Source organism: Candidatus Sphingomonas phytovorans (assembly GCA_029202385.1).
Taxonomy (GTDB): Bacteria; Pseudomonadota; Alphaproteobacteria; order Sphingomonadales; family Sphingomonadaceae; genus Sphingomonas; species Sphingomonas phytovorans.
Genome location: CP119314.1, coordinates 3,577,030 through 3,598,880, shown reverse-complemented (window position 1 = coordinate 3,598,880; position 21,851 = coordinate 3,577,030). Strand labels below are relative to the sequence as shown.

Below are 21,851 nucleotides of genomic sequence, written 5' to 3'. Positions count from 1 at the left end.
GCGGACAATCACCCCGATACTATAGCCCGGCTGTACGCTCCATGAAGTGCCGCCGGCACATCGCGACATAGCGGTCGTTGCCGCCGATCTCGGTCTGGGCGCCCTCGCGGATCGGATTGCCATTGGCATCCACCCGCATGTTCATCGTCGCCTTCCGCCCGCAGGCGCAGACCGATTTGATCTCGATCAGCGAATCAGCGATCGCCAGCAGCCGTGCCGATCCCTCGAACAACTGGCCCTGGAAATCGGTGCGCAGGCCATAAGCGAGCACCGGCACGTTGTGGAAATCGGCAAGCGAAGCAAGCTGGTCGACCTGTGCCGCGGTCAGGAACTGCGCTTCGTCGACTAGCACGCACGCCGGCGGCTCCTCGCCGTCGCGTACCACGATCGCGGCGAGGTCGGTATCGCGCTCGAACGCGACCGCATCGGCGCCAAGCCCGATCCGCGAGGTGACGGTCCCGGCGGCGAATCGGTCGTCGATCGCCGCGGTGAACAACAGGGTCCGCATGCCGCGCTCGCGATAGTTGAAATCGGCCTGGAGCAGGGTGGTCGATTTGCCTGCATTCATCGAGGCATAGTAGAAATAGAGCTTGGCCATCAGGCGAGTGTCTCGATTGATATGGGGGAGGACGCGCCCGTCTTCGTCGCGATGCCGTGATCGAAGGTGGCGAAGCGTGTGGCGCCGGCGGCAGAGGCGATATGCATCATGTCGGCAAAATCAGCGCCCGCTTCCAGCCGGTCGATCGCCCAGACGGCGTGGTCCGGAACGCTGATCGCATGCGGCAGGTCGATTACCATGCGCAGGCCCCGCACCAGCATCGCGCGGGTCCAGCCATAGCGCGAACGAAGCACCCATGCCGTTTCAACCAGCACCGTCGCGGTGACGATGAAATCTTCGTCGACGATCGACTCCGCGACGCGCGCTTGCCCGGCATCGTCGCCGGTCATCAGCCTCAGCAGAATATTGGTATCGACGGCGCGAATCAGGAATCGCCCTGATTCATATCGACGCTCCTGGCCGCGAACAGGGCATCGACCGCCGTGTTCATTTCCTCGATCGTCACAGGCGGGCCTTCATGCTGATAAAGCGCCCGGATCTCCGCCACGATCTGCCCGGTGGTCCTGCCGCTCTTTCGCGCCAGGGGACGTAACAGGATGCCGCCATCCGTCCTGACCACGTCGAAGGCCTGGCCCGGTTTGTAACCGAGAGCATCGCGGACATCTTTCGGGATGACGACCTGGCCCTTCGCCGAGAGAGATGTCCTTGCGGCCATCGCGGTAAGATGCGTCTTACCGCGACTTGTGTCAATCGATGTGGAACGGCTGCATGCCTCTTGGTAAACGGACAATCGCAACGAAAGGCGGCCTATGCGCGGCGGTATCTGGGTTCTCAACATCTTCGCTGCCATCTGGTTCATGGTGGGCGCGGTCGGTTCCGGGTTGCCATTGCCGGTGCTGGCTGTCGCGGCGGTCATTTCGGGGGCGCTGATCGGCTGGGGCCTTCGCACGACCGGCACCGAACCATCGCGCAACCCGAATGTCGGCCGGCTGGTCGGTATCTGGAGTGCGGTCGAAGGCGTGGCGATCTTCGTCGCGGCCAATGTCTGCATGAATATCGGGGCACAGGATGCGGTCGCGCCGGTGATCGCGATCGTCGTCGGGCTGCATTTCCTGCCGCTCGCGCGCGGTATCCCGTTGCCGCTCTACTATGCGACCGGCGCTGCGCTGGTCGCGCTCGGCCTCGCCGCGTTGCTGTTGCCGGGGCCAGAGCGTGTGGGTGTCACCGGTCTTGGCGCCGCGGCGATCCTGTGGGCCAGCTGTGTCCTGTTGATCCGGCAGGCACGGGCGTGGCGCGCGGGCTGATCAGCCCTCGTCGTCCTGCTCCAGATCCCGCGCGACATGCGGGTCGCGCAGCAGCTTGTCGATATGGCTGCCCTCGTCGAAGCTTTCGTCGGCGATGAACTTCAGCTTGGCCGCGTAGCGGGTGTTCACCCGCGCGGCGACCTCGCGCTGGAGATAGGCGGTGTTGGTGCGCAGCGCCTTCAGCACTGCTTCCTCGTCCTTGCCGAGCAGCGGCTTGATGAAGACGGTGGCGTGGCGCAGGTCGGGCGACATGCGCACCTCGGTGACGGTGACGACATGCTTCGCCAGCGTCTCGTCATGCACGTCGCCGCGCGCGAGGATCTCGGCCAGCGTGTGGCGCACCTGCTCGCCGACGCGGAGGATGCGGACTGAGCGGGTCTCGGGGGTTTCTGCGGGTCTCATCGGTTCACCATACATTCGGGGGGGAGCGTCAGCCCGACCATGTTGAAGTCGCGATAGGTGATCTTTACCGGCTCGCCACCCCAGAGCGGTTTCCATTCAGGCTCGCGCTTCGTCGGCACGGCGGAAAGATGGCTGATCGTCAGCGCGCGCGGGCCGGTCCAGCGCAATATGACGCAATCGCGCATATGGCTTCGATACACTACGGAGCGGGTGAAGAGCCAGCCCGACTGAAGAAAGACATAGGTGTCCTTCCTGTCGAGCACCGGCGCATCATATTCGGCGGTCGCGATATACTGGCCGTCGCGCGATGCCGCCCGCTGCCATTCGATCGTCGGCTCGCCGCAGCCGGCCAGCACCAGGCCAAGGCCCAGTGCCGCGCCGGTCCGCAACCGAATCATCCTACAGCGTCCGTTCGCGCAGCTCGACTTCATAGGTTTCGAGGAAGTCGCCCGGCTTGATGTCGGTGTGGCTGGCGAAGGTCACGCCGCACTCGAGCCCGGCGCGAACCTCGGCCACATCGTCCTTGAAGCGCCGCAGCGACGCGATTTCGCCATTGTAGATGATGACGTCGTCGCGCGTGATGCGGGCCTTCAATGCCTTGCGGATATAGCCGTCGACCACCAGCAGGCCGGCGGCACGGCCATGCTTGCCGGCCGAGAAGACCTCGCGGATTTCGGCACGGCCGACGACCGTCTCGAATGCCTCGGGGCCAAGCTCGCCCGCCATGCCGGCGCGGATCTCGTCGATCAGGTCGTAGATCACGTCATAATATTTGAGCGCGACCTTCTGCCGTTCGGCGATCTCGCGTGCCTTGGCGTTGGCGCGGACGTTGAAGCCGATGATCGGCGCGCCCGACGCGCCCGCCAGGGTGACGTCGCTCTCGGTGATGCCGCCGACGCCCGAATGCAGCACGCGGGCCTTGATGTCGTCGGTCGAGATCTTGTTGATCGAATTGACGATCGCCTCGACCGAGCCCTGCGTATCGGCCTTGACGACGAGCGGATATTCGATCGCCTGCTTGTCCTTGAGCGCGGAGAACATGCTCTCGAGGCTGGCCGGGGCCGATGTGGTGCGCTTGCTGGTGATCACGCTCTGGCGATATTCGGCGACCTCACGGGCGCGCGCTTCGTTCTCGACCACCGACAGCGGATCGCCGGCGCGCGGTACGCCCGACAGGCCAAGCACTTCGACAGGCATCGACGGGCCGGCTTCCTTGATCTGCTGGCCCTTGTCGTTGGTCATCGCGCGGACCTTGCCGCTCTCGGCGCCGACGACGAACACGTCGCCGACCTTCAGGGTGCCGCGATTGACCAGGATGGTGGCCACGGGGCCGCGCCCCTTGTCGAGCTTCGCCTCGATCACGGTGCCTTCGGCGGCGCGATCCGGATTGGCGCGGAGCTCGAGCAGTTCGGCCTGGAGCTGGATCTTCTCGATCAGCTCGTCGAGCCCGGTCTTCTTGAGCGCCGAGACCTCGACGTCCTGCACGTCACCCGACATTTCCTCGACGACGACTTCATACTGAAGCAGCGCCTCGCGGACCTTTTGCGGATTGGCCTCGGGCTTGTCGACCTTGTTGATCGCCACGATCATCGGCACGCCGGCCGCCTTGGTGTGGCTGATCGCTTCGATCGTCTGGGGCTTCAGGCCGTCATCGGCCGCCACGACCAGCACCACGATATCCGTGACGTTGGCGCCGCGCGCGCGCATTTCGGTGAAGGCCTCATGGCCCGGCGTGTCGAGGAAGGTGATCTTCGACTTGTCCTTCAGCGTGACCTGATAGGCGCCGATATGCTGGGTGATGCCGCCGGCCTCGCCCTTGACCACGTCGGTACCGCGAAGGGCGTCGAGCAGCGAGGTCTTGCCGTGGTCGACATGGCCCATGATCGTCACGACCGGCGGGCGCGGCTGAAGCGTCTCATCGGCATCGGCATCGGTCTCGATCGCGAGATCGATGTCCGAATCGCTGACGCGCGTGATGTTGTGGCCGAACTCGGTCACCAGCAGCTCGGCGGTGTCCTGGTCGATCGTCGCGTTGATCGTGACGGGCATGCCCATCTTGAACAGCGCCTTGACCAGGTCGGCGCCCTTTTCCGCCATGCGGTTGGCGAGTTCCTGGACGGTGATCGCCTCGGGCACCACGACGTCGCGGATCTGCTTGGCCTGCGCCTCGCGCGGGCCGCCCATCCGGCGATGTTCCTTCTCGCGGGCGCGCTTCAGCGCCGCGAGGCTGCGGGCACGGGCGCCGTCACCCTCGCCTAGGGCGCGGTTGACGGTGAGCTTGCCGGCGGTGCGGCGGTCGTCGCCCTTGCGGTCGCGCTGTTGCGGACGGTTGGGGCTGTCGTTGACGGGCACGCCCGGGCCGGGGCGCTTGGGCGCTGCCGAGCCCGACGGCGCCGGAGCCGGCGTGGCGGCGGCTGCCGGAGCGGGCGGCGGCGGGGGCGGCGGGCGCGGACGCTCGGGGCGTGCGACCGGGGTGAAGAGGCGCGGCGCCGGCATGCGCGGATCAAGCGTCACGCTGATCGGCGCTGGGGGCGGCGGAGCAACCGGCGTCGGGGCGGGTGCCGCGACGGGCGCGGGCGCTGCCGTGGCGACGGGCGCCGGTGCGGGACTGACGGGTGCCGGGGCAGATGCCGGGGCCGCTGCGGGAGCGGGCTCGGGCTCCGGTGCCGGCACGGGATCGGGGGCGGCGGCTGAATCCGGGGCGTCGCCGGCACGGCGATTTTCCTCGGCCCGGCGGCGTTCTTCCTCGACTGCCTCAAGGCGCTCGCGCTCTTCGCGGCGGCGCGTTTCCTCGAGCGCGTTCATGCGCGATTCGTCGGCCTCGCGCAGCAGCTTGGCCTGAAGCTCCTGGCGCGACAGCAGGGAATTGGCGGGCGAGACGGGCGCTGGGCGTGGCGGCTCCGGCGCGCGCACCGGGGCTGCGACGGCGACCGGCTCGGGGGCCTGCACCTCTTCGACCGCGGGGGCCTCGGCCTCACCGGGGCGGCCCAGGATGCGCTTGCGCTTCACTTCCACGACCACCGTGTTCGAGCGGCCATGGCTGAAGCTCTGCTTCACCTTGCCGGTCTCGACCGTGCGCTTCACCGACAGCGGTGCGCGCATGCCCAGTTTCGGCTTTTCGTTGTCGATATCGCTCACTCAAATTCCTCGTAGGTCAATCTTCGGCCGTATCGGGCGTGCCACTGCCCGTCGGTTCGGTTTCAAACGGCGTTGCGCCCTGCGATATCGTTTCGCAAGGCGCTGTACTCGGGTCAGGGCCGATAAAATGCAGCCAGCGATGGAGCGCTTCGCCCACCCGCTTCGCCGCATCGGGATCAGTCAGGCCTATGTGTACCACATTTTGGCGGCCTAGTGCCACGGCCAATATGGTGCGCGATACCGGCAGCGCCAAGCCCCTCAGGCCGCTGCCTTCCTCGTCGTTGCCGACTCGCCAGGCCTGGTCGAGCTTGCGGTTGCCGTCCTCGCCCGCATCGGCGGCGTGAAGCAGCAGGCGCAGCTTGCCGGAACGGGCGGCGGTCTCGATCCGGTCGGAACCGATCAGCAGCCCGCCTGAACGGGATTCGAGGCCGAGCCGGTCGAGCGCGGCACGTTCCAGCGCCGCTTCGACCAGCGCGGGCAGGTCGTCCGGGATCAGGACCGGGCCGGTCTTGAACGCGCGGGCGAGCGCACCCTTGAGCTTGCCCTTGGCGATCGCGGTTTCCAGCTCGGCGCGCGTCATGCCGATCCAGGCCCCTCGGCCGGGCGCCTTGGCGCGGACATCGGGCAGGACATGGCCATCGGGCGACAGCGCGAGCCGCACCAGGGCGGCGCGCGGCGCGCGATCGCCCACCAGGATGCAGCGGCGGATCGGGTCGGCGGCGGTCATCGCGCGAGCCCTTTCGCCACAATCGTCACGCCGGAATCGTTCCGAGGTGATGGAGCGAGTCGGGCATGCGCGCGCCTTCCTGACCCGAAACCGGGTCCAGGCCGACGAAGCGATGTCTGAAGCCCTAGCGCCTCATTGTGAGGGAACCGCATGCGCGTCCTCCCTCTTCGGCGCATCGCGGTCGGCGATCAGCTGCCCGCCCGCGCCGTAATTCTCCGTGGCGACTTCCTCGATCACGATTTGCACCGCAGCCGGGTTCTTGCCGAGGCGCTCGACCAGCGAACGGGTCACGTCGGCGACGATCCCCGCTTTCTGGTCGTGCGTCGCGGTGCCCGCGATCCGGATGCTGACAAATGGCATCTGAGCTTACGCTTCCTCGTCCGTGGTCTCGGCGTCGGCGGCAGGTGCCTCCTCGTCCTCGAACCAGTGGGCGCGCGCTGCCATGATGATCTCGTTGCCCTGCTCCTCGCTCAGGCCGTACTCGCCGAGCACGCCGCCCTTGTCCTCGGGGCGCTTGGGGGCGTCCTCGTTGCGGCGGCGCGGTTCCTGGCGCTTCTTCTGCACCAGCTCGTCGGTCGCGAGATCGGCGAGATCGTCAAGCGTCTTGATGCCCGCCTTGCCGAGCGTCACCAGCATCGCCTCGGTGATGTAGGGCATCGCGGCGAGATCGTCCGACACGCCCAGATCGCGGCGCAGCGTGCGGTTGGCTTCCTCGCGGCGCTCGAGCGCCTCGGTCGCGCGGCTCTGCAGCTCGGCGGCGAGATCCTCGTCAAAGCCTTCGATCGAGGCGATTTCGTCGGCCTCGACATAGGCGACCTCTTCCAGCGCGCCGAAGCCTTCGGCGACCAGCAGCTGGGCCAGCGTCTCGTCGACGTCGAGCTCGGTCTGGAACATCTCGGTGCGCTCCAGGAATTCCTTCTGGCGCTTCTCGGAGGCATCGGCCTCGGTCAGGATGTCGATCGCCTTGCCGGTGAGCTGGCTGGCGAGGCGGACATTCTGGCCGCGGCGGCCGATGGCGAGGCTGAGCTGATCGTCGGGAACGACCACCTCGATGCGGTCCTCTTCCTCGTCGATCACCACGCGCGACACGGATGCCGGCTGAAGCGCGTTGACGACGAAGGTCGCGGTGTCGGGCGACCAGGGGATGATGTCGATCTTCTCGCCCTGCATTTCCTGCACGACTGCCTGGACCCGGCTGCCCTTCATGCCGACGCAGGCGCCGACCGGGTCGATCGAGCTGTCATGCGAGATGACGCCGATCTTGGCGCGGCTGCCCGGGTCGCGGGCGGCTGCCTTGATCTCGATGATGCCGTCGTAGATCTCGGGCACTTCCTGCGCGAACAGCTTCTTCATGAAGTCCGGGTGCGCGCGGCTGAGGAAGATCTGCGGCCCGCGATTTTCGCGGCGGACGTTCAGGATCAGCGCGCGGATGCGGTCGTTGACGCGCACGATCTCGCGCGGGATCTGTGCGTCACGGCGGATGACGCCCTCGGCGCGGCCCAGGTCGACCACGACATGGCCGAACTCGACGCGCTTCACCACGCCGGTGATGATCTCACCCATGCGATCCTTGAATTCTTCATACTGGCGCTCGCGCTCGGCATCGCGGACCTTCTGGAAGATCACCTGCTTGGCGGCCTGGGCGGCGATGCGGCCGAACTCGATCGGGGGCAGCGGATCGACGATATAATCGCCGACGACCGCGCCCGCCTGAAGCTTCTGCGCTTCCTTCAGGTTCACCTGCTTGAAATAATCATCGACCGCCTCGACCACCTCGACGACGCGCCACAGGCGCAGGTCGCCGGAGTTCGGATCGAGCTTGGCGCGAATGTCGTTCTCGGCGCCATAGCGGGCACGGGCGGCGCGCTGGATCGCGTCCTCCATCGCCTCGATCACGATGCCCTTGTCGATCATCTTCTCGGCGGCGACGGCATTCGCGATCGCGATCAGCTCTGCCTTGTTGGCGGAAACGGCGGTGGCCATCAGTCTTGCCCTTCGTTCATGATATCGTCCGGGTTGCGTTCGGCGCCTTCCGGCGCCTCTTCTTCGAATTCTTCTTCCTCGACGCCTTCGGTCGAAAGCGGCCGGGTGGAGGCGATCAGCGCGTCGGTCAGGAGCAGCTTCGCGTTCGCGACCTGGTCGAAGCCGATCGTCATCGGCTCGTGCTTGTTGACGTCGATGGTGATGCGCCCGTCCTCGACACCCTTCAAGATGCCGGTGAGCTGTTTGCGGCCATCGACCGGCGCGGCGAGATGGATGCGCGCCTCATGCCCTGCCCAGTCCTGGAAATCCTTGAGCCGGGTCAGCGGACGATCGATGCCCGGCGAGCTGACTTCGAGGCGATAGGCTTCCTCGATCGGGTCCTTCTCGTCGAACAGGTCGGAGATGCGGCGCGACAACTCGGCGCAATCGTCGATAGTGAGCTGGCGCGTGTCCGGCCGCTCGGCCATCACCTGCAAGGTCAGGTCGTCACGATTGCCGAACATCTTCACGCGCACGAGGTCGAAGCCCAGGGCGTTCGCCTCGGGCTCGATCAGGTGGGTAAGCTTCGCGATGTCCGTCATCAGTTTTGAAACATGCCTTCTCGTCGCCGGGACCGTGTGGCCCCGACCTCTTCACCCATAACGATGTAGAGAATATGGGGGTGATATACGGTGGGATGGCCCGCGCGGCAAGGCCCCTTGGTCCGGCGCGGGCAAATGGCAGATGGCCTGCCTTGATCCTGCGAGTCGATCCTATAGGCTCAGCCCAACTCTGTGCCGCCGGGGATTCAGGCGAATCGCCCCGTGCGACGGATTCACATGAACGAGAGGCTGCCGGCATGACCCGATTCTCTTCCTACGCCCTGTTGCCGCTGTGCGCGGTCGTCGCCGCCGCCTGCTCCGCCGCGACCGCCCCGGCGCAGGACGCGGCCAGGACCGTGGCGAAACCCTTCATCGAGACGGTGATGGCTGATTTCGATTCGCCCTGGGCGATGACCTTCCTGCCCGACGGCCGGCTGCTGGTCACGGAGAAGGCCGGCAAGATTCAGATCGCCTCCGCCGACATGAAAACGATCGGGACGTTGGCGACGATCCCCGGCGTCGACAGCGCCGGGCAGGGCGGGCTGATGGACGTGGTGCTGTCGCCGGGCTTCGCGAAGGATCGCCTCGTCTATTTCAGTTTCTCGGAACAGCGCGAGGGCGGCAAGGCAGTGGCGCTGGCGCGCGGGCGGTTCGACGAGACGGGCGCGGCACCCGCGCTGGCCGATATCTCGGTGATCTTCCGCGCCAGCCCCGCGGTCGAGGGTAACGGCCATTATTCGGGCCGGATCGCTTTCTCGCCCGATGGCCGGCATCTGTTCTTCACCAATGGCGAGCGCCAGAAATTCGACCCGGCGCAAGACCTGACGATGACGCTCGGCAAGGTGCTTCGCCTTACGCCGGACGGGAAGCCGGCACCGGGCAATCCCTTTGCCGGACAGACCGGCGCACGGCCGGAAATCTGGTCCTATGGCCATCGCAACCTGCTCGGCATCGCGTTCGACGCGCAGGGCAATCTGTGGGAACAAGAGATGGGCCCGAAGGGCGGCGACGAGATCAACCTGATCCTGCCCGGCCGGAACTATGGCTATCCCAAGGTTTCTAACGGCAGCCATTATGACGACCGGGACATTCCCGATCATGCGCCCGGCGACGGGTTCGAGGCGCCCAAGGTCTGGTGGAACCCGTCGATCTCGCCGGGCGGGCTGATGATCTATTCGGGCGACATGTTCCCGGCGTGGAAGGGCGACGCGTTCGTCGGCGGGCTTTCCAGCGAGTCGCTGCTGCGCATCGACCTGGACGGGACCAGCGCGAAGAAGGGCGATCAATGGCCGATGGACGCGCGCATCCGCGAGGCGGAGCAGGGGCCCGACGGCGCGATCTGGCTGATCGAGGACGGTCAGCGTGGCGCGAACGGGCGGCTGATCAAGCTTACGCCGGCCAAGGCCTGACGCTACACTGCGCGGGTTCCCGTCGAAACCTCCCCATGAAAGACCCGTTCGGCATGACCAGATTCCTCCTCCGCGCGCTGCCCCTGTTTGCCCTGGCCGGCGCTGCTTCCGCCGGCGTCGCGCAGGATGCCGCCCACACGGTCGCGTTCAAGGTGCCGGGCGGCCTGCCCTTTGCGGTGAGCGACCAGGGCAGCTTCGACACGCCCTTCGCGCTCGCCTTCCTGCCCGACGCCCGAATCCTCGTCACGGAGAAGCCGGGCAAGCTTAAGCTGCGCGCGACCAATGGTGCTGTGAAGGACGTGGCCGGTGTGCCCAAAGTGGCGCCGGGCGGGCAGGGTGGCCTGCTCGACGTAGCGCTCGCGCCCGATTTCGCGAAAAGCCACAGCATCTATCTGTCCTATTCGGAGCCGCGCCCGAACGGCCGGAGCCTCGCGCTCGCCCGCGCGACGCTGAAGGACGGCGCCGCGCCGAGCCTTGAGGGCCTTCGGGTGATCTTCCGTGCCGGGTCGGACGGGACGGGCGAGCAGTTCGGCGGCAACATCGCCTTCTCGCCCGATCGCACCTTGCTCTACCTCTCGTCCGGCGAGCGCCAGCGCTTCACTCCGGCCCAGGACCCGGACCAGGCGCTCGGCAAGGTCCTGCGCCTGACGCTCGACGGCAAGCCTGCGCCGGGCAATCCTCAATATGCGGCGGGCGGGGTGCGGGCCGAGACCTGGTCGCTCGGCCACCGCAATCCCTATGGCCTTGCCTTCGACAAGGGCGGTCGGCTCTGGGAAATCGAGATGGGGCCGAAGGGCGGCGACGAGGTGAACCTCATCCTGCCCGGCAGGAACTATGGCTGGCCCAAAGTGTCGAACGGCGACAATTACGATGGCACGCCGATTCCCCGCCATGCCCCGGGCGACGGGTTCGAAGCGCCCAAGGTCTGGTGGAATCCCTCGATCTCGCCGGGCGGGCTGATCATCTATTCGGGCAGGCTGTTCCCGGCCTGGCAGGGCTCGGCCTTCATCGCCGCGCTGTCCGGCCAGGCGCTGATCAGGGTCACGCTGAACGGCGACAACGCGGCCAAGGCCGACCAGTGGAACATGGGCATGCGCATCCGCGACGTGGCCCAGGCGCCGGACGGTGCGATCTGGCTGCTGCAGGATGGCCCGGGCGGGCATCTGATGCGGCTGACGCCTCGCTGAGCCGTCGCAGGCGGGGCTGAGTTTTAAAATCCCCGTTCGTGTCGAATAGGGGGCGAGCCTGTCGAGAACCCGTATCGAGACACATGTGTCCCTCGATATGCCCTCTCGACAAGTTCGATGGCTACTCGGGACGAACGGTTGGGGAGAAGACCTGTTTCACCCTATCCGCGCAGCCTCTTCAGATGCGCGTCGGCCTCCGCGACGCCGGGATTGCCCGGCGCGCCGGGCATCCCGGCGAGTTCCCCGTATCGCGCCCGTGCCTGGATCCAGAAGATCCAGGCCGTGTCGCTGTCGTTGATCGCTTCGGCCTGCAGCGCCGCGCTGCGCAGCCCATCGGCGATATCGAGCGGCGCGGCATCGGGTATTTCGCGATAGAGGCCCAGCATCTCGGTGATCGCCGTGCCGGCTTCGTCGGCGCGGCCCGCGTCGACCAGCATGTCGGCGACGTGGCGGACGGCATGGGCAAGCGCCGCGATATCCCCCAGATCGCGCAGCAGCGCCACCGCGCGGCGCTGGCGGGTCAGCGCCTCGTAAAGGTCGCCGGTATCGCGCAGGCGTTGCGCGTCGCGGGCATAGGTCTCCGCCTGTGCCCGCGCGTCGCTCATCGCCGGGCGATCAGATAGTTCAGGCGTGCCGCCGCGATCGGCTTGTCGCGGTCGTCCTGCCAGGCGGTTGCCTCGACATTGGCGACGCGGGTACCGAGCCGGGTGACTATCCCTTGCGCCCGGGTCGGCTTGTCGCGTCCGCCACGCATGAAATCGACCGTGACGTTGATCGGCTTGATCCGGCCGCCGCCCTCCTCGGCGAGCGCCTGGCGGACCGCGACGATCGCCGCCATTTCCATCAGCCCGCTGATCGCGCCGCCGTGAAGGAAACCCGGCCGGCCGAGCACGCCCTTCTCGAACGGCATGATCAGCACGCTCTCGTCATCGGGATCGACGCTCAGCCCGAGCAGGTCGGCATAAGGCGGCAGCGTCACAGATAGCCCTCCGGCGCCATGAAGGTGCCCGCGACATGGGCGAGCGGATCGGCCGGGTCGCCGTCATGCGCCTGGCCGCGCACGAACGCGATCGAGCGGGTGATGCGATAGCATTCGCCGTGTCCGATCACCGTCTTTCCCGGCGTCGCCGGCCGGAGATAGTCGACGCGCAGGTCGAGCGTCGCGTGCGGCCTGAAGGCGTTGAGCTTCAGCCACACCGCCATGCTCGTCGCCATGTCCATCATCGACAGGATCGGGCCGGAGGCGATCACGCCGGTTTCGGATTCGCCGATCTGGTCCTTGCTGTAGGGAAGGGCCAGCTCGACCCAGTCGAGGCCGTGCGCGTGATAGCCAAGGCCAAGCAGGCCGCCATGGCCGCCGGCGCCGTTGCGCAGGAAGCGTTCGGGATCGAAACGAAAGGCGTCAGTCGTCGTCATCCCGCGCTCCCTATCGCAGCGCAGCGTGATCCGCAAAGTCGCCGGATGATCATCCGATTGGGCATCCGACTGGGGCATCCGATTGGGCGATTGCAGGGCCGCCCGGTGCCGTATAGCTTCGGTTGCAAATAACAACGAATAGGAGAGGCGGGTGCACCCAAGCATCCATGGCGCTGAGACGCCGGACAAGCCGGCGCTGATCGTCGCCGAGACAGGCGAGACGGTGAGCTTTGCCGAGCTCGACCGGCGCTCCAATCGTGCGGCGCAACTCTTCCGCTCGGCGGGGCTGGCCATCGGGGACACGATTGCCCTGTTCCTGGAGAATGTGCCCGAATTCTACGATGTCGCCTGGGGTGCGCAGCGCAGCGGCCTTTTCTACGTCTGCATCTCGACCAAGCTGACCGCGCCCGAGGTTGCCTATATCGTGCGCGACAGCGGGGCGAAGCTGGTCGTCGCGTCGGCCGGGCTGGAGGTCGCCGCGGCGCTCGCAGGAGACCTGGCTGATATCGCGCGCTACACGATCGGCGGCACTGTGCCGGGCTGGTCAGCCTGGGAAGAGGCGGTGGCGGGCATGCCTGATACCCCGATCGGCGACGAGCGCGCTGGGATCGACATGCTCTATTCCTCCGGCACGACCGGCCGGCCCAAGGGCGTGCGTGTCGCGCTGCCCGAGGACCCGGATATCGCCGCGCCGAACGTGCTGATGATGCTCGCGCGCGGGCTCTACGGGCTCGGGCCGGATACCATCTATCTCAGCCCCGCGCCGCTCTATCACGCAGCACCGCTTCGCTGGTCGATGACGGTGCTCCGGCTCGGCGGCACGGTCGTGATGATGCAGCATTTCTCGCCGCTGGCCGCGCTGGCGGCGATCGAGACCTATGGCGCGACGGCGAGCCAGTGGGTGCCGACTCATTTCGTGCGCATGCTCAAGCTGGACGAGGCAGAGCGAAGCCGTTTCGACCTGTCGACGCTGAAGGTCGCGATCCACGCCGCCGCGCCCTGCCCGATCCCGGTCAAGCAAGCAATGATCGCCTGGTGGGGCCCGGTGTTGTACGAATATTATGCGGGATCGGAAGGCAATGGGCTGACCACGATCACTTCGGAGCAATGGCTGGTGCACAAGGGGTCGGTCGGCACGGCGGCGTACGGCGTGCTGCACATCTGCGACGAAGCGGGCGAGGAGCTCGGGCCCGACGAGGAGGGGCTGGTCTATTTCGAGGGCGGCGGCCAGTTCGAATATCACAACGATCCTGCCAAGACGGCCGAGGCGCGCAATGCAAAAGGCTGGACGACGCTTGGCGATATCGGGCGGATCGATGCCGAGGGCTATCTCTACCTGACCGATCGCAAGAGCTTCATGATCATTTCGGGCGGGGTGAACATCTATCCGCAGGAGATCGAGAACCGGCTGATCACGCATCCGCGCGTGGCCGATGTCGCGGTGATCGGCGGGCCCTGCCCTGAAATGGGCGAGCGGGTCGTCGCGGTGGTGCAGCCGGTCGACATGGCGGAAGCCGGCCCCGCGCTGGCGGAGGAACTGACCGCCTGGTGTCGCGCGGCGCTGTCGGGTGTGAAGACGCCCCGCCAGATCGACTTCACCGAGGAACTGCCCCGGCATGCGACGGGCAAGCTCTACAAGCGTTTGCTGCGCGACCGCTATTGGGGCGTGGGTGGAGGGCGGATCGTGTGATCGGTGCCGAGGATCCGATACCAAAACGCCGTTCGTCCTGAGTAGCCATTGAGCCTGTCTAAATGGCATATCGAAGGACAGGCCCTACGCGGTTGTCCTTCGATAAGCTCAGTCCCTACTCAGGACGAACGGCATTCATCTCGAAGGAATGACTCACATGAACGACCGCGTCTCCATCACCGTTACCGATCATGTCGCCGATGTCCGCCTGACGCGCGCCGACAAGATGAACGCGATCGATCCGGCGATGTTCAAGGGCATCGCGGCGGCGATCGACCAGCTGGGCGGCATGGCCAATGTCCGCGCCGTGGTGCTCTCTGGCGAGGGGCGCGGCTTCTGCGCCGGGCTCGATATGCAGAGCATGGCGGGCGGCGGATCGGGCATCGACCTGGGCAGCCGGCGCCCCGACGGCGCCAATCTGGTTCAGCAGGTTTCCTGGGGCTGGCGCATGCTGCCGATGCCGGTGATCGCGGCGGTGCACGGCGTGGCGCTGGGTGGCGGGTTCCAGATCATGTCGGGCGCCGATATCCGCATTGCCGCGCCGGGCACGCGCCTGTCGATCCGCGAGGGGCATTGGGGCCTCGTGCCCGACATGGGGGGCATCGCGCTGTGGCGGACGCTGGTGCGCGACGACCTGCTGCGCGAGCTGACCTATACCGCGCGGGAATTCACTGCCGAGGAAGCGCTGGGATATGGCTTCGTCACGCGCCTTGCCGACGATCCGCATGAAGCGGCCATGGCGCTGGCGCGGGAGATCGCCGGGCGCAGCCCGCACGCGGTGCGCGGGTCGAAGCGGTTGTTCAACCTCGCTGCCGATGCCGATCCCAAAGCGATCCTCGAGGCCGAGACGGTCGAGCAGCTGCGGGTGATCCGCCAGCCCAACCAGGTCGAGGCAGTGATGGCCAATATGGAGAAGCGCACGCCCCGGTTCAAAGACTAGGGATACAAAGACCGGGGCGGGCCGACCTCATCGGTGCGATTGCAGCAAGAGAGATAGTTCGCGCAGAGGCGCGGAGCACGCAGAGAAGATCCGGCCAGCGGCACGGGCGGTTTGCGGCGACAAACACGTCCATAAATCGACGACTTGCCGGCACACGATGATCAAGTCGGAAAACGAACTCCGCCTGCTCTGCACCCTCTGCGCGAACCCTCCTTTGCGGCTGTGCCAATGAGGTGAATGCCGATCCGGCCTAGAGATTGGGCAAAGGCGGGGATCGTTCGATCCGATATTGCTCGAGCCCGGCGCGCAGCTCGTCGGGCAAGCGGATCGCGCCGGACGCGCCGCTCATCACGATCGCCGCATCGCAGGTCGCGATCGCGAAACCCTGCTGGAACGCGGTGGAGAGGATCTGCCAGCTTCGGGTGCCGATCTCGCCGATGCCGGTGGCGATCTCGACATCGGCCGGGAAGCTGCCCTCGGCCAGATAGTTGATCTCGATCCGCGCGACGAGCCAGCGATGCCCTTTCCACCCGCTCAGCCCCATCGCCTGGTTGAAGCGCACCCGCCCGCTCTCGAACAGGGCCGCCATGGCGACATTGTTGATATGGCCGAGCGGATCGAGATCCTGGAAGCGGGTCTGGATCAGCTCGCTGTGCGGATAGGCCGTCGGGCTCAGCCGGGATGGATCGGGTCGGGCCATTGCGCTCCTAGTCCCCCTCCCGCTCGCGGAAGGAGGAGAGAGGGAGAGAGAGCGAAGATCAGCGCGGCGCCATCCGGATCGCGCCGTCGAGGCGGACATCCTCGCCGTTGAAATAGCTGTTCTCGATCATCGCCAGCGCGAGTTGCGCATATTCGGGCGCGTTGCCGAGGCGCTTGGGGAAGGGCACTGACGCTGCGAGATTGTCCTTCACCTGTTGCGGGGCGCCCTGCATCAGCGGCGTGTTGAAGATGCCCGGCAGGATGGTGTTGACGCGAATGCCTTCGCCCATCAGGTCGCGCGCGATCGGCAGGGTCATGCCGACCACGCCGCCCTTCGACGCCGAATAGGCGGCCTGGCCGATCTGGCCGTCCTCGGCCGCGACGCTCGCGGTCATCACGATCGCGCCGCGCTCGCCATCCTCGCCCGGCGCAAGCGTCAGCATGCCGGCCGCCGATTTCGCCACGCAGCGAAAGGTGCCGACCAGGTTGATCTGGATGAGCCAGTTGAACGCATCGAGCGAGAAATGCTTGATCGATCCGTCCTCCTTCGACCGGCTCGCCGTCTTCATCGCATTGCCCGTGCCGGCGCAGCAGACCAGGATGCTCTCCTGCCCGTTCGCCGCGCGCGCCTTGGCGAAGCCGGCATCGACGCTCTCGTCGGAGGTGACGTTCACTTCGCAGAACACGCCGCCGATCTCGGCCGCGACCTTCTCGCCCTTGTCCGCCTGAAGGTCGAAGATCGCGACCTTCACGCCTTTTGCGGCAAGTGCCCTGGCGGTCGCCTCGCCGAGGCCGGAGGAACCACCGGTAACGACGGCGGCGATGTTGGTGTCGAGTTTCATCGTCTTCCTTTCAAAACTGCCGTTCGTCCCGAGTAGCCGCTGAGCGTGTCGAAGCAGCGTATCGAAGGACAGGTGCTTCGATACGAGCCTTCGACACGCTCAGTCCCTGCTCGGCACGAACGGATGGAATGTTGTCCTCAAACCCGCTCGACGATGGTGACGTTGGCGATGCCGCCGCCCTCGCACATCGTCTGCAATCCGTAGCGGGCGCCCCGCGTGTGCAGCGCATGCACCAGCGTCGCCATCAGCTTGGTGCCCGACGCGCCGAGCGGATGGCCGAGCGCGATCGCGCCGCCATTGACGTTGAGCTTCGACGGGTCGCCGCCGACATGCTTCAGCCAGGCGAGCGGCACCGGCGCGAAGGCCTCGTTGACCTCGTACAGGTCGATATCCTCGATCTTCATGCCGGCGCGCTTCAGCGCCCTGTCGGTCGCGAACAGCGGTTCCTCGAGCATGATGACCGGGTCGCCGCCGGTGACGGTGAGGTTGTGGATGCGCGCGAGCGGGGTCAGGCCATGCTCCTTCAGCGCGCGCTCGCTTACGACCAGCACGGCGCTGGCGCCGTCGCAGATCTGGCTGGCATTGGCGGCCGAGATCACGCCGCCTTCCTGAAGCAGCTTGACTGAATGGATGCCCTCGAAGGTCGCGTCGAAGCGGATGCCCTCGTCGATCAGATGGCATGCCTCGCCCTCGGGTGTTTCGATCTCGAGGCCGACGATTTCGCCCTTGAAGTCGCCCCGCTCGGTCGCGGCCGCGGCGCGGCGATGGCTCTCCAGCGCATAGCGGTCGAGCGCGTCGCGGTCGAAACCGTATTTCTCGGCGATCATCTGCGCGCCGAGGAACTGGCTGAACTGAACGCCCGGATAACGCGCTTCCTGGCGCGGCGACTTCGCCTTGCCGAGACCGGCCTGGGCGAACAGCATGCCGGTCGACCCCATCGGCACGCGGGTCATGCTCTCGACGCCGCTTGCGATCACCACGTCCTGCGTGCCGGAGAGCACCGCCTGCGCCGCGAACTGGATCGCCTGTTGCGAGCTGCCGCATTGCCGGTCGATCGAGACGGCGGGGACGCTTTCGGGCAGCTTCGACGCGAGCACCGCGCCGCGCCCGACCTGGAAACCCTGCTCGCCACCCTGGCTGACGCAGCCCATGATGACGTCCTCGATCGCTGCCGGATCGATGCCGGACCGGTCGACGATCGCGTCGAGCACGGCGCCGCCCATATCGGCCGGGTGCCATCCGGCCAGCCGCCCGCCGCGCTTGCCACCGGCGGTACGCACCGCCTCAACGATATAGGCCTCGGCCATGCTTCGCTCTCCATCAGGTTCGTATTTGCAACCCACTCTTGCCCAATCGCGGCGGGTCGGCAAGGGTGTGTCGGCATACCCGATCGTCGAAAGATGGAGCTACAGGATGAATGTGACGGATGCCGTAGCGGCACGCCGGTCTGTACGCGGATTTCAGGAAAGACCGGTCGATCCGGCGATGCTGAAGACGATCGTGACACGGGCCGCGCGGGCGGCGACCGGTGGCAATCTCCAGCCCTGGCATATCGATCTCGTGACGGGCGAGTCGCTGGTCGCGCTGAAGGCCACGATGATGGCGAAGCTGATGGCGGGCGAGACCGAGGAGCCCTGCTATGCGATCTATCCGCCGGAGCTGACCGCGCCCTATCGCGACCGGCGCTTCGCGATCGGCGAAGCGATGTACGCGCAGATCGGCATCCCGCGTGAGGACAAGGCGGCGCGGCGATTATGGTTCGCGCGCAATTTCCAGTTCTTCGACGCGCCGGCGGCCCTGTTCTGCACGGTCGACCGGCAGATGGGCCCGCCGCAATGGGCCGATCTCGGCATGTATTTGCAGAATGTGATGCTGCTGGCGGTCGAGGCTGGCCTCGCGACCTGTGCGCAGGAATGCTGGGCGCTTTATCCGGAGACGATCACCGGGTTTCTGGAGACGCCGGCGGAGCGGATGCTCTTCTGCGGCATGGCGATCGGCTATGAGGATGAAACGGAACCGGCGAACCGGTTACGGAGCGCGCGGGCGCCCGAAGAGGAATGGCTGACGGTGCGGACCTGATCCTCCCCGTACCGGGGAGGGTCAGCGATTGCACCACGAGGTCCCGTATCGCCCAACTCTGCAATTGACGCTGCAGTGCAGCATCGCCACCTGTCGCCGATGCTCGACCCAGCCGCGCCCGCCCTCCTCGCCGAACCCGCCGCGCCCCGACAGCGCGTCGGCCTGACTCACTTTGCGCTGGCGGTCGGCGGCTTCGCGATCGGCACGACGGAATTCGCGACGATGAGCCTGGTGCCCGATTTCGCGCGGGATCTCGGGATCGACGTGCCGATGGCGGGGCATGTCATCAGCGCCTATGCGCTGGGCGTGGTGGTGGGGGCGCCGGTCATCGCGGTGCTCGCCGCCCGCCTGTCGCGCCGCACGCTGCTGATCCTGCTGATGGCACTTTATGCCCTGGCCAATGGCCTGACCGCCCTGTCGCCGACCTATGGCTGGATGATGGCGTTCCGCTTCATCAGCGGCCTTCCGCACGGCGCCTATTTCGGGATCGCCACGCTGGTCGCCGCATCGCTGGTGCCGCCGGGCAAGCGGACCCAGGCGATGGCGCGGGTGCTGCTTGGGCTGACGGTGGCGACGATCGCCGGGGTGCCGCTGGCCAACTGGCTCGGGCAGACGGTCGGCTGGCGCTGGAGCTTCGCGATCGTCGCTGTGCTGGCGGTGCTGACCGCGACGCTGGTCGCGGTCTTCGCGCCGCGCGACCGGCCCGATTCGGCGCGCAGTCCCTTGGATGAACTCGATGCCCTCAAGCGTCCGCAGGTCTGGCTGACCTTGGGGATCGGCGCGATCGGGTTCGGCGGCCTGTTCGCCGTCTATACCTATCTCGCCTCGACCCTGACCGAGGTGACCGGCGTCTCGCCGCACTTGATCCCCGTCGTGCTGATGGTGTTCGGCGTCGGCATGACGGCGGGCAACCTGATCGTCCCGCGCTTCGCCGATCGCGCGTTGATGCCGACCGCGGCGGGCCTGCTGCTGTGGAGCCTCGCCGCGCTGGTGCTCTATCCGTTCGCCGCCGGGAATTTCTGGACGATGCTGGTCGTTGTCGCGGCGATCGGCGTGGGCGGTTCGCTCGGGTCGATCTTGCAGAGCAGGCTGATGGACGTGTCAGGCGACGCGCAGGCGCTTGCCGCCGCTCTGAACCATGCCGCGTTCAATATCGCCAACGCGCTGGGCCCATGGCTCGGCGGAATCGCCATTGCCGCGGGGCTTGGCTGGACGTCGACTGGGTGGGTCGGGTGTGGCCTGGCGCTTGGCGGCCTGGCGTTCCTGGCGGTGTCGGTCGCCCTGGAGCGCCGAACCGCATAATCCTCCCCGGCTCGGGGAGGATTATGCGGCGCATCGTTTCGGTGAGAGGGGTGGTGGCGACGTCCATGATGATGTCACACCATCGGGACGCCGCCGACAGATTCAGCCAGCGGCAGGCGACCGGCGGCCGCCGCCCGAATGCTGGCGGCCCGAACCGCCGGGGCGACCGCCACCGCCGCCGGGGCGGCCATAACCGCCCGGGCGACCCTGGCCACCGGGGCGACCATTGCCGGACGGACGGCCATTGCCTTCGGGACGCGCGCCCTGCGGACGGGCCTGCCCCTCGGGACGGGCGCCGGTCGGACGCGCTGCGTGAGTCGCGCGTGGCGGGGCGCGGTGGCGGCCCGAATCGTCGCGGCGGCGATCGTCGTCCGAACCGGCGGGGCGGTTCGCCTTGATCTTCGCCGCCTCGGCGGTGAAGCCTTCGGGAAGCGGCATCGGGGTCGGCTTAACGCGCGTCAGCTTCTCGATGTCGCGCAGATAGGACCGCTCGTCATCCGCCACGAAGCTGATCGCCACGCCCGACGCGCCGGCGCGCGCGGTGCGGCCGATGCGGTGGACATATTGCTCGGGCACGTTGGGCAGCTCGAAGTTGAACACATGGCTCACGCCCGACACGTCGATGCCGCGCGCGGCGATGTCGGTTGCGATCAGCACCTTGACCTTGCCCGACTTGAACTCGCCCAGCGCGCGCTCGCGCTGCGGCTGGCTCTTGTTGCCGTGGATCGCGTTGGCGGCGATGCCGGCATGGCCGAGCAGCTTCACGACGCGGTCGGCGCCGTGCTTGGTGCGGGTGAAGACCAGGCAACGCTCGATCTCCGGATTGCGGAGATGGATGGTGAGCAGCGCCTGCTTTTCCGACTGGTTGACGAGCGTGGCATATTGCTCGACGCGCTCGGCCGTGGTCGATACCGGCGCGACCTTCACGGTCGCCGGGTCCTTCAGGAACTGGTCGGCCAGCTCGCGGATCGCGTTGGGCATGGTCGCCGAGAAGAACAGGGTCTGGCGATCGCGCGGCACCATCTTCACGATCTTGCGGAGCGCGTGGATGAAGCCGAGGTCGAGCATCTGGTCGGCCTCGTCGAGGACGAGGATCTCGAGCGTCGCGAGGCTCACGAAACGCTGCTCGATCAGGTCGAGCAGGCGGCCCGGCGTGGCGACGAGGATGTCGATGCCGCGCGCCATGTCCTGGCGGTTCTTGTTGATGCTGGTGCCGCCGAACACGGTCGCGACCGACATCTTGGAGAACTTGCCGTACTCGCGCGCGCTGTCGGCGATCTGGCTGGCCAGTTCGCGGGTCGGGGCGAGGACGAGCATGCGGCAATGAGTCGGCAGCACGTTCTTGGGCGCGTTGACGAGGCGCTGGATGGAGGGAAGGACGAACGCGGCGGTCTTGCCGGTGCCGGTCTGCGCGATGCCGAGGAGGTCGCGGCCGTCGAGCAGGGTCGGGATCGACTGCTTCTGGATCGGGGTGGGGGTGGTGTAGCCCTTGGCTTCGAGCGCGCGGACGAGCGGCTCGGCCAGGCCGAGATGTGCGAAAGACATGGTAATATAGTCCAATATTAGCCGGGCTCGCGAGTCCGGCGGACGCAC

24 protein-coding genes are annotated in these 21,851 nt (G+C 67.0%); 7 read left to right on the top strand and 17 right to left on the bottom strand.

Going from position 1 to position 21,851, the window contains the following annotated elements; genetic code table 11:
- Positions 1–19: 19 nt before the first annotated feature.
- From P0Y59_16500 to P0Y59_16490, 3 genes are read right to left on the bottom strand one after another with little or no spacing between them, the layout of a single operon-like run.
- Complete coding sequence (locus P0Y59_16500) at positions 20–598, bottom strand: thymidine kinase (protein WEJ98536.1); 579 nt, start codon at positions 596–598, stop codon at positions 20–22.
- Positions 598–963: a type II toxin-antitoxin system VapC family toxin gene (locus tag P0Y59_16495; protein ID WEK02602.1), complete on the bottom strand. Its 366-nt coding sequence runs from the start codon at positions 961–963 to the stop codon at positions 598–600. The genes P0Y59_16500 and P0Y59_16495 overlap by 1 nt, the downstream gene beginning before the upstream one ends.
- 20 nt (positions 964–983) lie before the next feature.
- Positions 984–1,274, bottom strand: coding sequence for an AbrB/MazE/SpoVT family DNA-binding domain-containing protein (locus P0Y59_16490; protein WEJ98535.1), 291 nt, complete (start codon positions 1,272–1,274; stop codon positions 984–986).
- A 94-nt stretch (positions 1,275–1,368) separates the two neighbouring features.
- Between P0Y59_16490 and P0Y59_16485 the strand changes: the two genes are divergently transcribed.
- Positions 1,369–1,863: a hypothetical protein gene (locus P0Y59_16485; protein WEJ98534.1), complete on the top strand. Its 495-nt coding sequence runs from the start codon at positions 1,369–1,371 to the stop codon at positions 1,861–1,863.
- Here the strand turns inward: P0Y59_16485 and rbfA are convergent, their stop codons facing one another.
- The 7 genes from rbfA to rimP form a co-directional block, all read right to left on the bottom strand.
- Positions 1,864–2,265 (bottom strand): 30S ribosome-binding factor RbfA, encoded by a 402-nt coding sequence (rbfA, locus tag P0Y59_16480; protein ID WEJ98533.1) that lies wholly within the window; start codon positions 2,263–2,265, stop codon positions 1,864–1,866.
- Positions 2,262–2,663 carry a hypothetical protein gene (locus tag P0Y59_16475; protein ID WEJ98532.1) on the bottom strand — a complete coding sequence of 134 codons (402 nt, stop codon included), beginning with the start codon at positions 2,661–2,663 and terminating at the stop codon, positions 2,262–2,264. Before P0Y59_16475 ends, rbfA begins: the two co-directional genes overlap by 4 nt.
- 1 nt (position 2,664) lies before the next feature.
- The gene (gene infB, locus P0Y59_16470; GenBank protein WEJ98531.1) at positions 2,665–5,403 is read right to left on the bottom strand and encodes a translation initiation factor IF-2; all 2,739 of its coding nucleotides are present in this window, start codon (positions 5,401–5,403) and stop codon (positions 2,665–2,667) included.
- A 16-nt stretch (positions 5,404–5,419) separates the two neighbouring features.
- Positions 5,420–6,130: a DUF448 domain-containing protein gene (locus tag P0Y59_16465; GenBank protein ID WEJ98530.1), complete on the bottom strand. Its 711-nt coding sequence runs from the start codon at positions 6,128–6,130 to the stop codon at positions 5,420–5,422.
- Between the two features lie 132 nt (positions 6,131–6,262).
- Positions 6,263–6,490, bottom strand: a complete 228-nt coding sequence (locus tag P0Y59_16460) for a 4-oxalocrotonate tautomerase family protein (GenBank protein ID WEJ98529.1) — start codon at positions 6,488–6,490, stop codon at positions 6,263–6,265.
- A 6-nt stretch (positions 6,491–6,496) separates the two neighbouring features.
- Positions 6,497–8,113 (bottom strand): transcription termination factor NusA, encoded by a 1,617-nt coding sequence (gene nusA / locus P0Y59_16455; GenBank protein WEJ98528.1) that lies wholly within the window; start codon positions 8,111–8,113, stop codon positions 6,497–6,499.
- Positions 8,113–8,694, bottom strand: coding sequence for a ribosome maturation protein RimP (gene rimP, locus P0Y59_16450; GenBank protein ID WEJ98527.1), 582 nt, complete (start codon positions 8,692–8,694; stop codon positions 8,113–8,115). The genes nusA and rimP overlap by 1 nt, the downstream gene beginning before the upstream one ends.
- Before the next feature lie 257 nt (positions 8,695–8,951).
- Here rimP and P0Y59_16445 point away from each other — a divergent pair, with 257 nt between their 5' ends.
- A complete protein-coding gene (locus P0Y59_16445) occupies positions 8,952–10,103 on the top strand; it encodes a PQQ-dependent sugar dehydrogenase (protein WEJ98526.1) in 1,152 nt (383 codons plus the stop codon).
- 53 nt (positions 10,104–10,156) lie between these two features.
- On the top strand, positions 10,157–11,290 hold the full coding sequence (locus P0Y59_16440) for a PQQ-dependent sugar dehydrogenase (GenBank protein ID WEJ98525.1): 1,134 nt from the start codon (positions 10,157–10,159) through the stop codon (positions 11,288–11,290).
- 161 nt (positions 11,291–11,451) lie between these two features.
- On the opposite strand, the gene P0Y59_16435 is transcribed toward P0Y59_16440, so the two are convergent.
- Genes P0Y59_16435 through P0Y59_16425 form a run of 3 tightly spaced genes read right to left on the bottom strand, consistent with a single transcriptional unit; the run spans position 11,452 to position 12,706 of the window.
- A complete protein-coding gene (locus P0Y59_16435; protein ID WEJ98524.1) occupies positions 11,452–11,895 on the bottom strand; it encodes a hypothetical protein in 444 nt (147 codons plus the stop codon).
- Positions 11,892–12,269, bottom strand: coding sequence for a PaaI family thioesterase (locus tag P0Y59_16430; protein ID WEJ98523.1), 378 nt, complete (start codon positions 12,267–12,269; stop codon positions 11,892–11,894). The genes P0Y59_16435 and P0Y59_16430 overlap by 4 nt, the downstream gene beginning before the upstream one ends.
- Positions 12,266–12,706, bottom strand: a complete 441-nt coding sequence (locus P0Y59_16425; protein ID WEJ98522.1) for a PaaI family thioesterase — start codon at positions 12,704–12,706, stop codon at positions 12,266–12,268. The genes P0Y59_16430 and P0Y59_16425 overlap by 4 nt, the downstream gene beginning before the upstream one ends.
- A 151-nt stretch (positions 12,707–12,857) precedes the next feature.
- Here P0Y59_16425 and P0Y59_16420 point away from each other — a divergent pair, with 151 nt between their 5' ends.
- Complete coding sequence (locus P0Y59_16420; protein WEJ98521.1) at positions 12,858–14,396, top strand: acyl-CoA synthetase; 1,539 nt, start codon at positions 12,858–12,860, stop codon at positions 14,394–14,396.
- A 157-nt stretch (positions 14,397–14,553) separates the two neighbouring features.
- Positions 14,554–15,336: a crotonase/enoyl-CoA hydratase family protein gene (locus P0Y59_16415; GenBank protein ID WEJ98520.1), complete on the top strand. Its 783-nt coding sequence runs from the start codon at positions 14,554–14,556 to the stop codon at positions 15,334–15,336.
- 250 nt (positions 15,337–15,586) lie between these two features.
- Here the strand turns inward: P0Y59_16415 and P0Y59_16410 are convergent, their stop codons facing one another.
- The 3 genes from P0Y59_16410 to P0Y59_16400 all read right to left on the bottom strand — a co-directional run bounded on the left by P0Y59_16410 (position 15,587) and on the right by P0Y59_16400 (position 18,184).
- Positions 15,587–16,036 carry an acyl-CoA thioesterase gene (locus P0Y59_16410; GenBank protein WEJ98519.1) on the bottom strand — a complete coding sequence of 150 codons (450 nt, stop codon included), beginning with the start codon at positions 16,034–16,036 and terminating at the stop codon, positions 15,587–15,589.
- A 58-nt stretch (positions 16,037–16,094) separates the two neighbouring features.
- Positions 16,095–16,877, bottom strand: coding sequence for an SDR family NAD(P)-dependent oxidoreductase (locus P0Y59_16405; protein ID WEJ98518.1), 783 nt, complete (start codon positions 16,875–16,877; stop codon positions 16,095–16,097).
- A gap of 137 nt (positions 16,878–17,014) precedes the next feature.
- On the bottom strand, positions 17,015–18,184 hold the full coding sequence (locus tag P0Y59_16400; protein ID WEJ98517.1) for an acetyl-CoA C-acetyltransferase: 1,170 nt from the start codon (positions 18,182–18,184) through the stop codon (positions 17,015–17,017).
- A gap of 106 nt (positions 18,185–18,290) precedes the next feature.
- Between P0Y59_16400 and P0Y59_16395 the strand changes: the two genes are divergently transcribed.
- On the top strand, positions 18,291–18,956 hold the full coding sequence (locus tag P0Y59_16395) for a nitroreductase (protein ID WEJ98516.1): 666 nt from the start codon (positions 18,291–18,293) through the stop codon (positions 18,954–18,956).
- A 99-nt stretch (positions 18,957–19,055) separates the two neighbouring features.
- Positions 19,056–20,258 carry an MFS transporter gene (locus tag P0Y59_16390; GenBank protein ID WEK02601.1) on the top strand — a complete coding sequence of 401 codons (1,203 nt, stop codon included), beginning with the start codon at positions 19,056–19,058 and terminating at the stop codon, positions 20,256–20,258.
- A 102-nt stretch (positions 20,259–20,360) separates the two neighbouring features.
- Here the strand turns inward: P0Y59_16390 and P0Y59_16385 are convergent, their stop codons facing one another.
- Positions 20,361–21,803, bottom strand: a complete 1,443-nt coding sequence (locus P0Y59_16385) for a DEAD/DEAH box helicase (GenBank protein ID WEJ98515.1) — start codon at positions 21,801–21,803, stop codon at positions 20,361–20,363.
- Between the last annotated feature and the right edge of the window lie 48 nt (positions 21,804–21,851).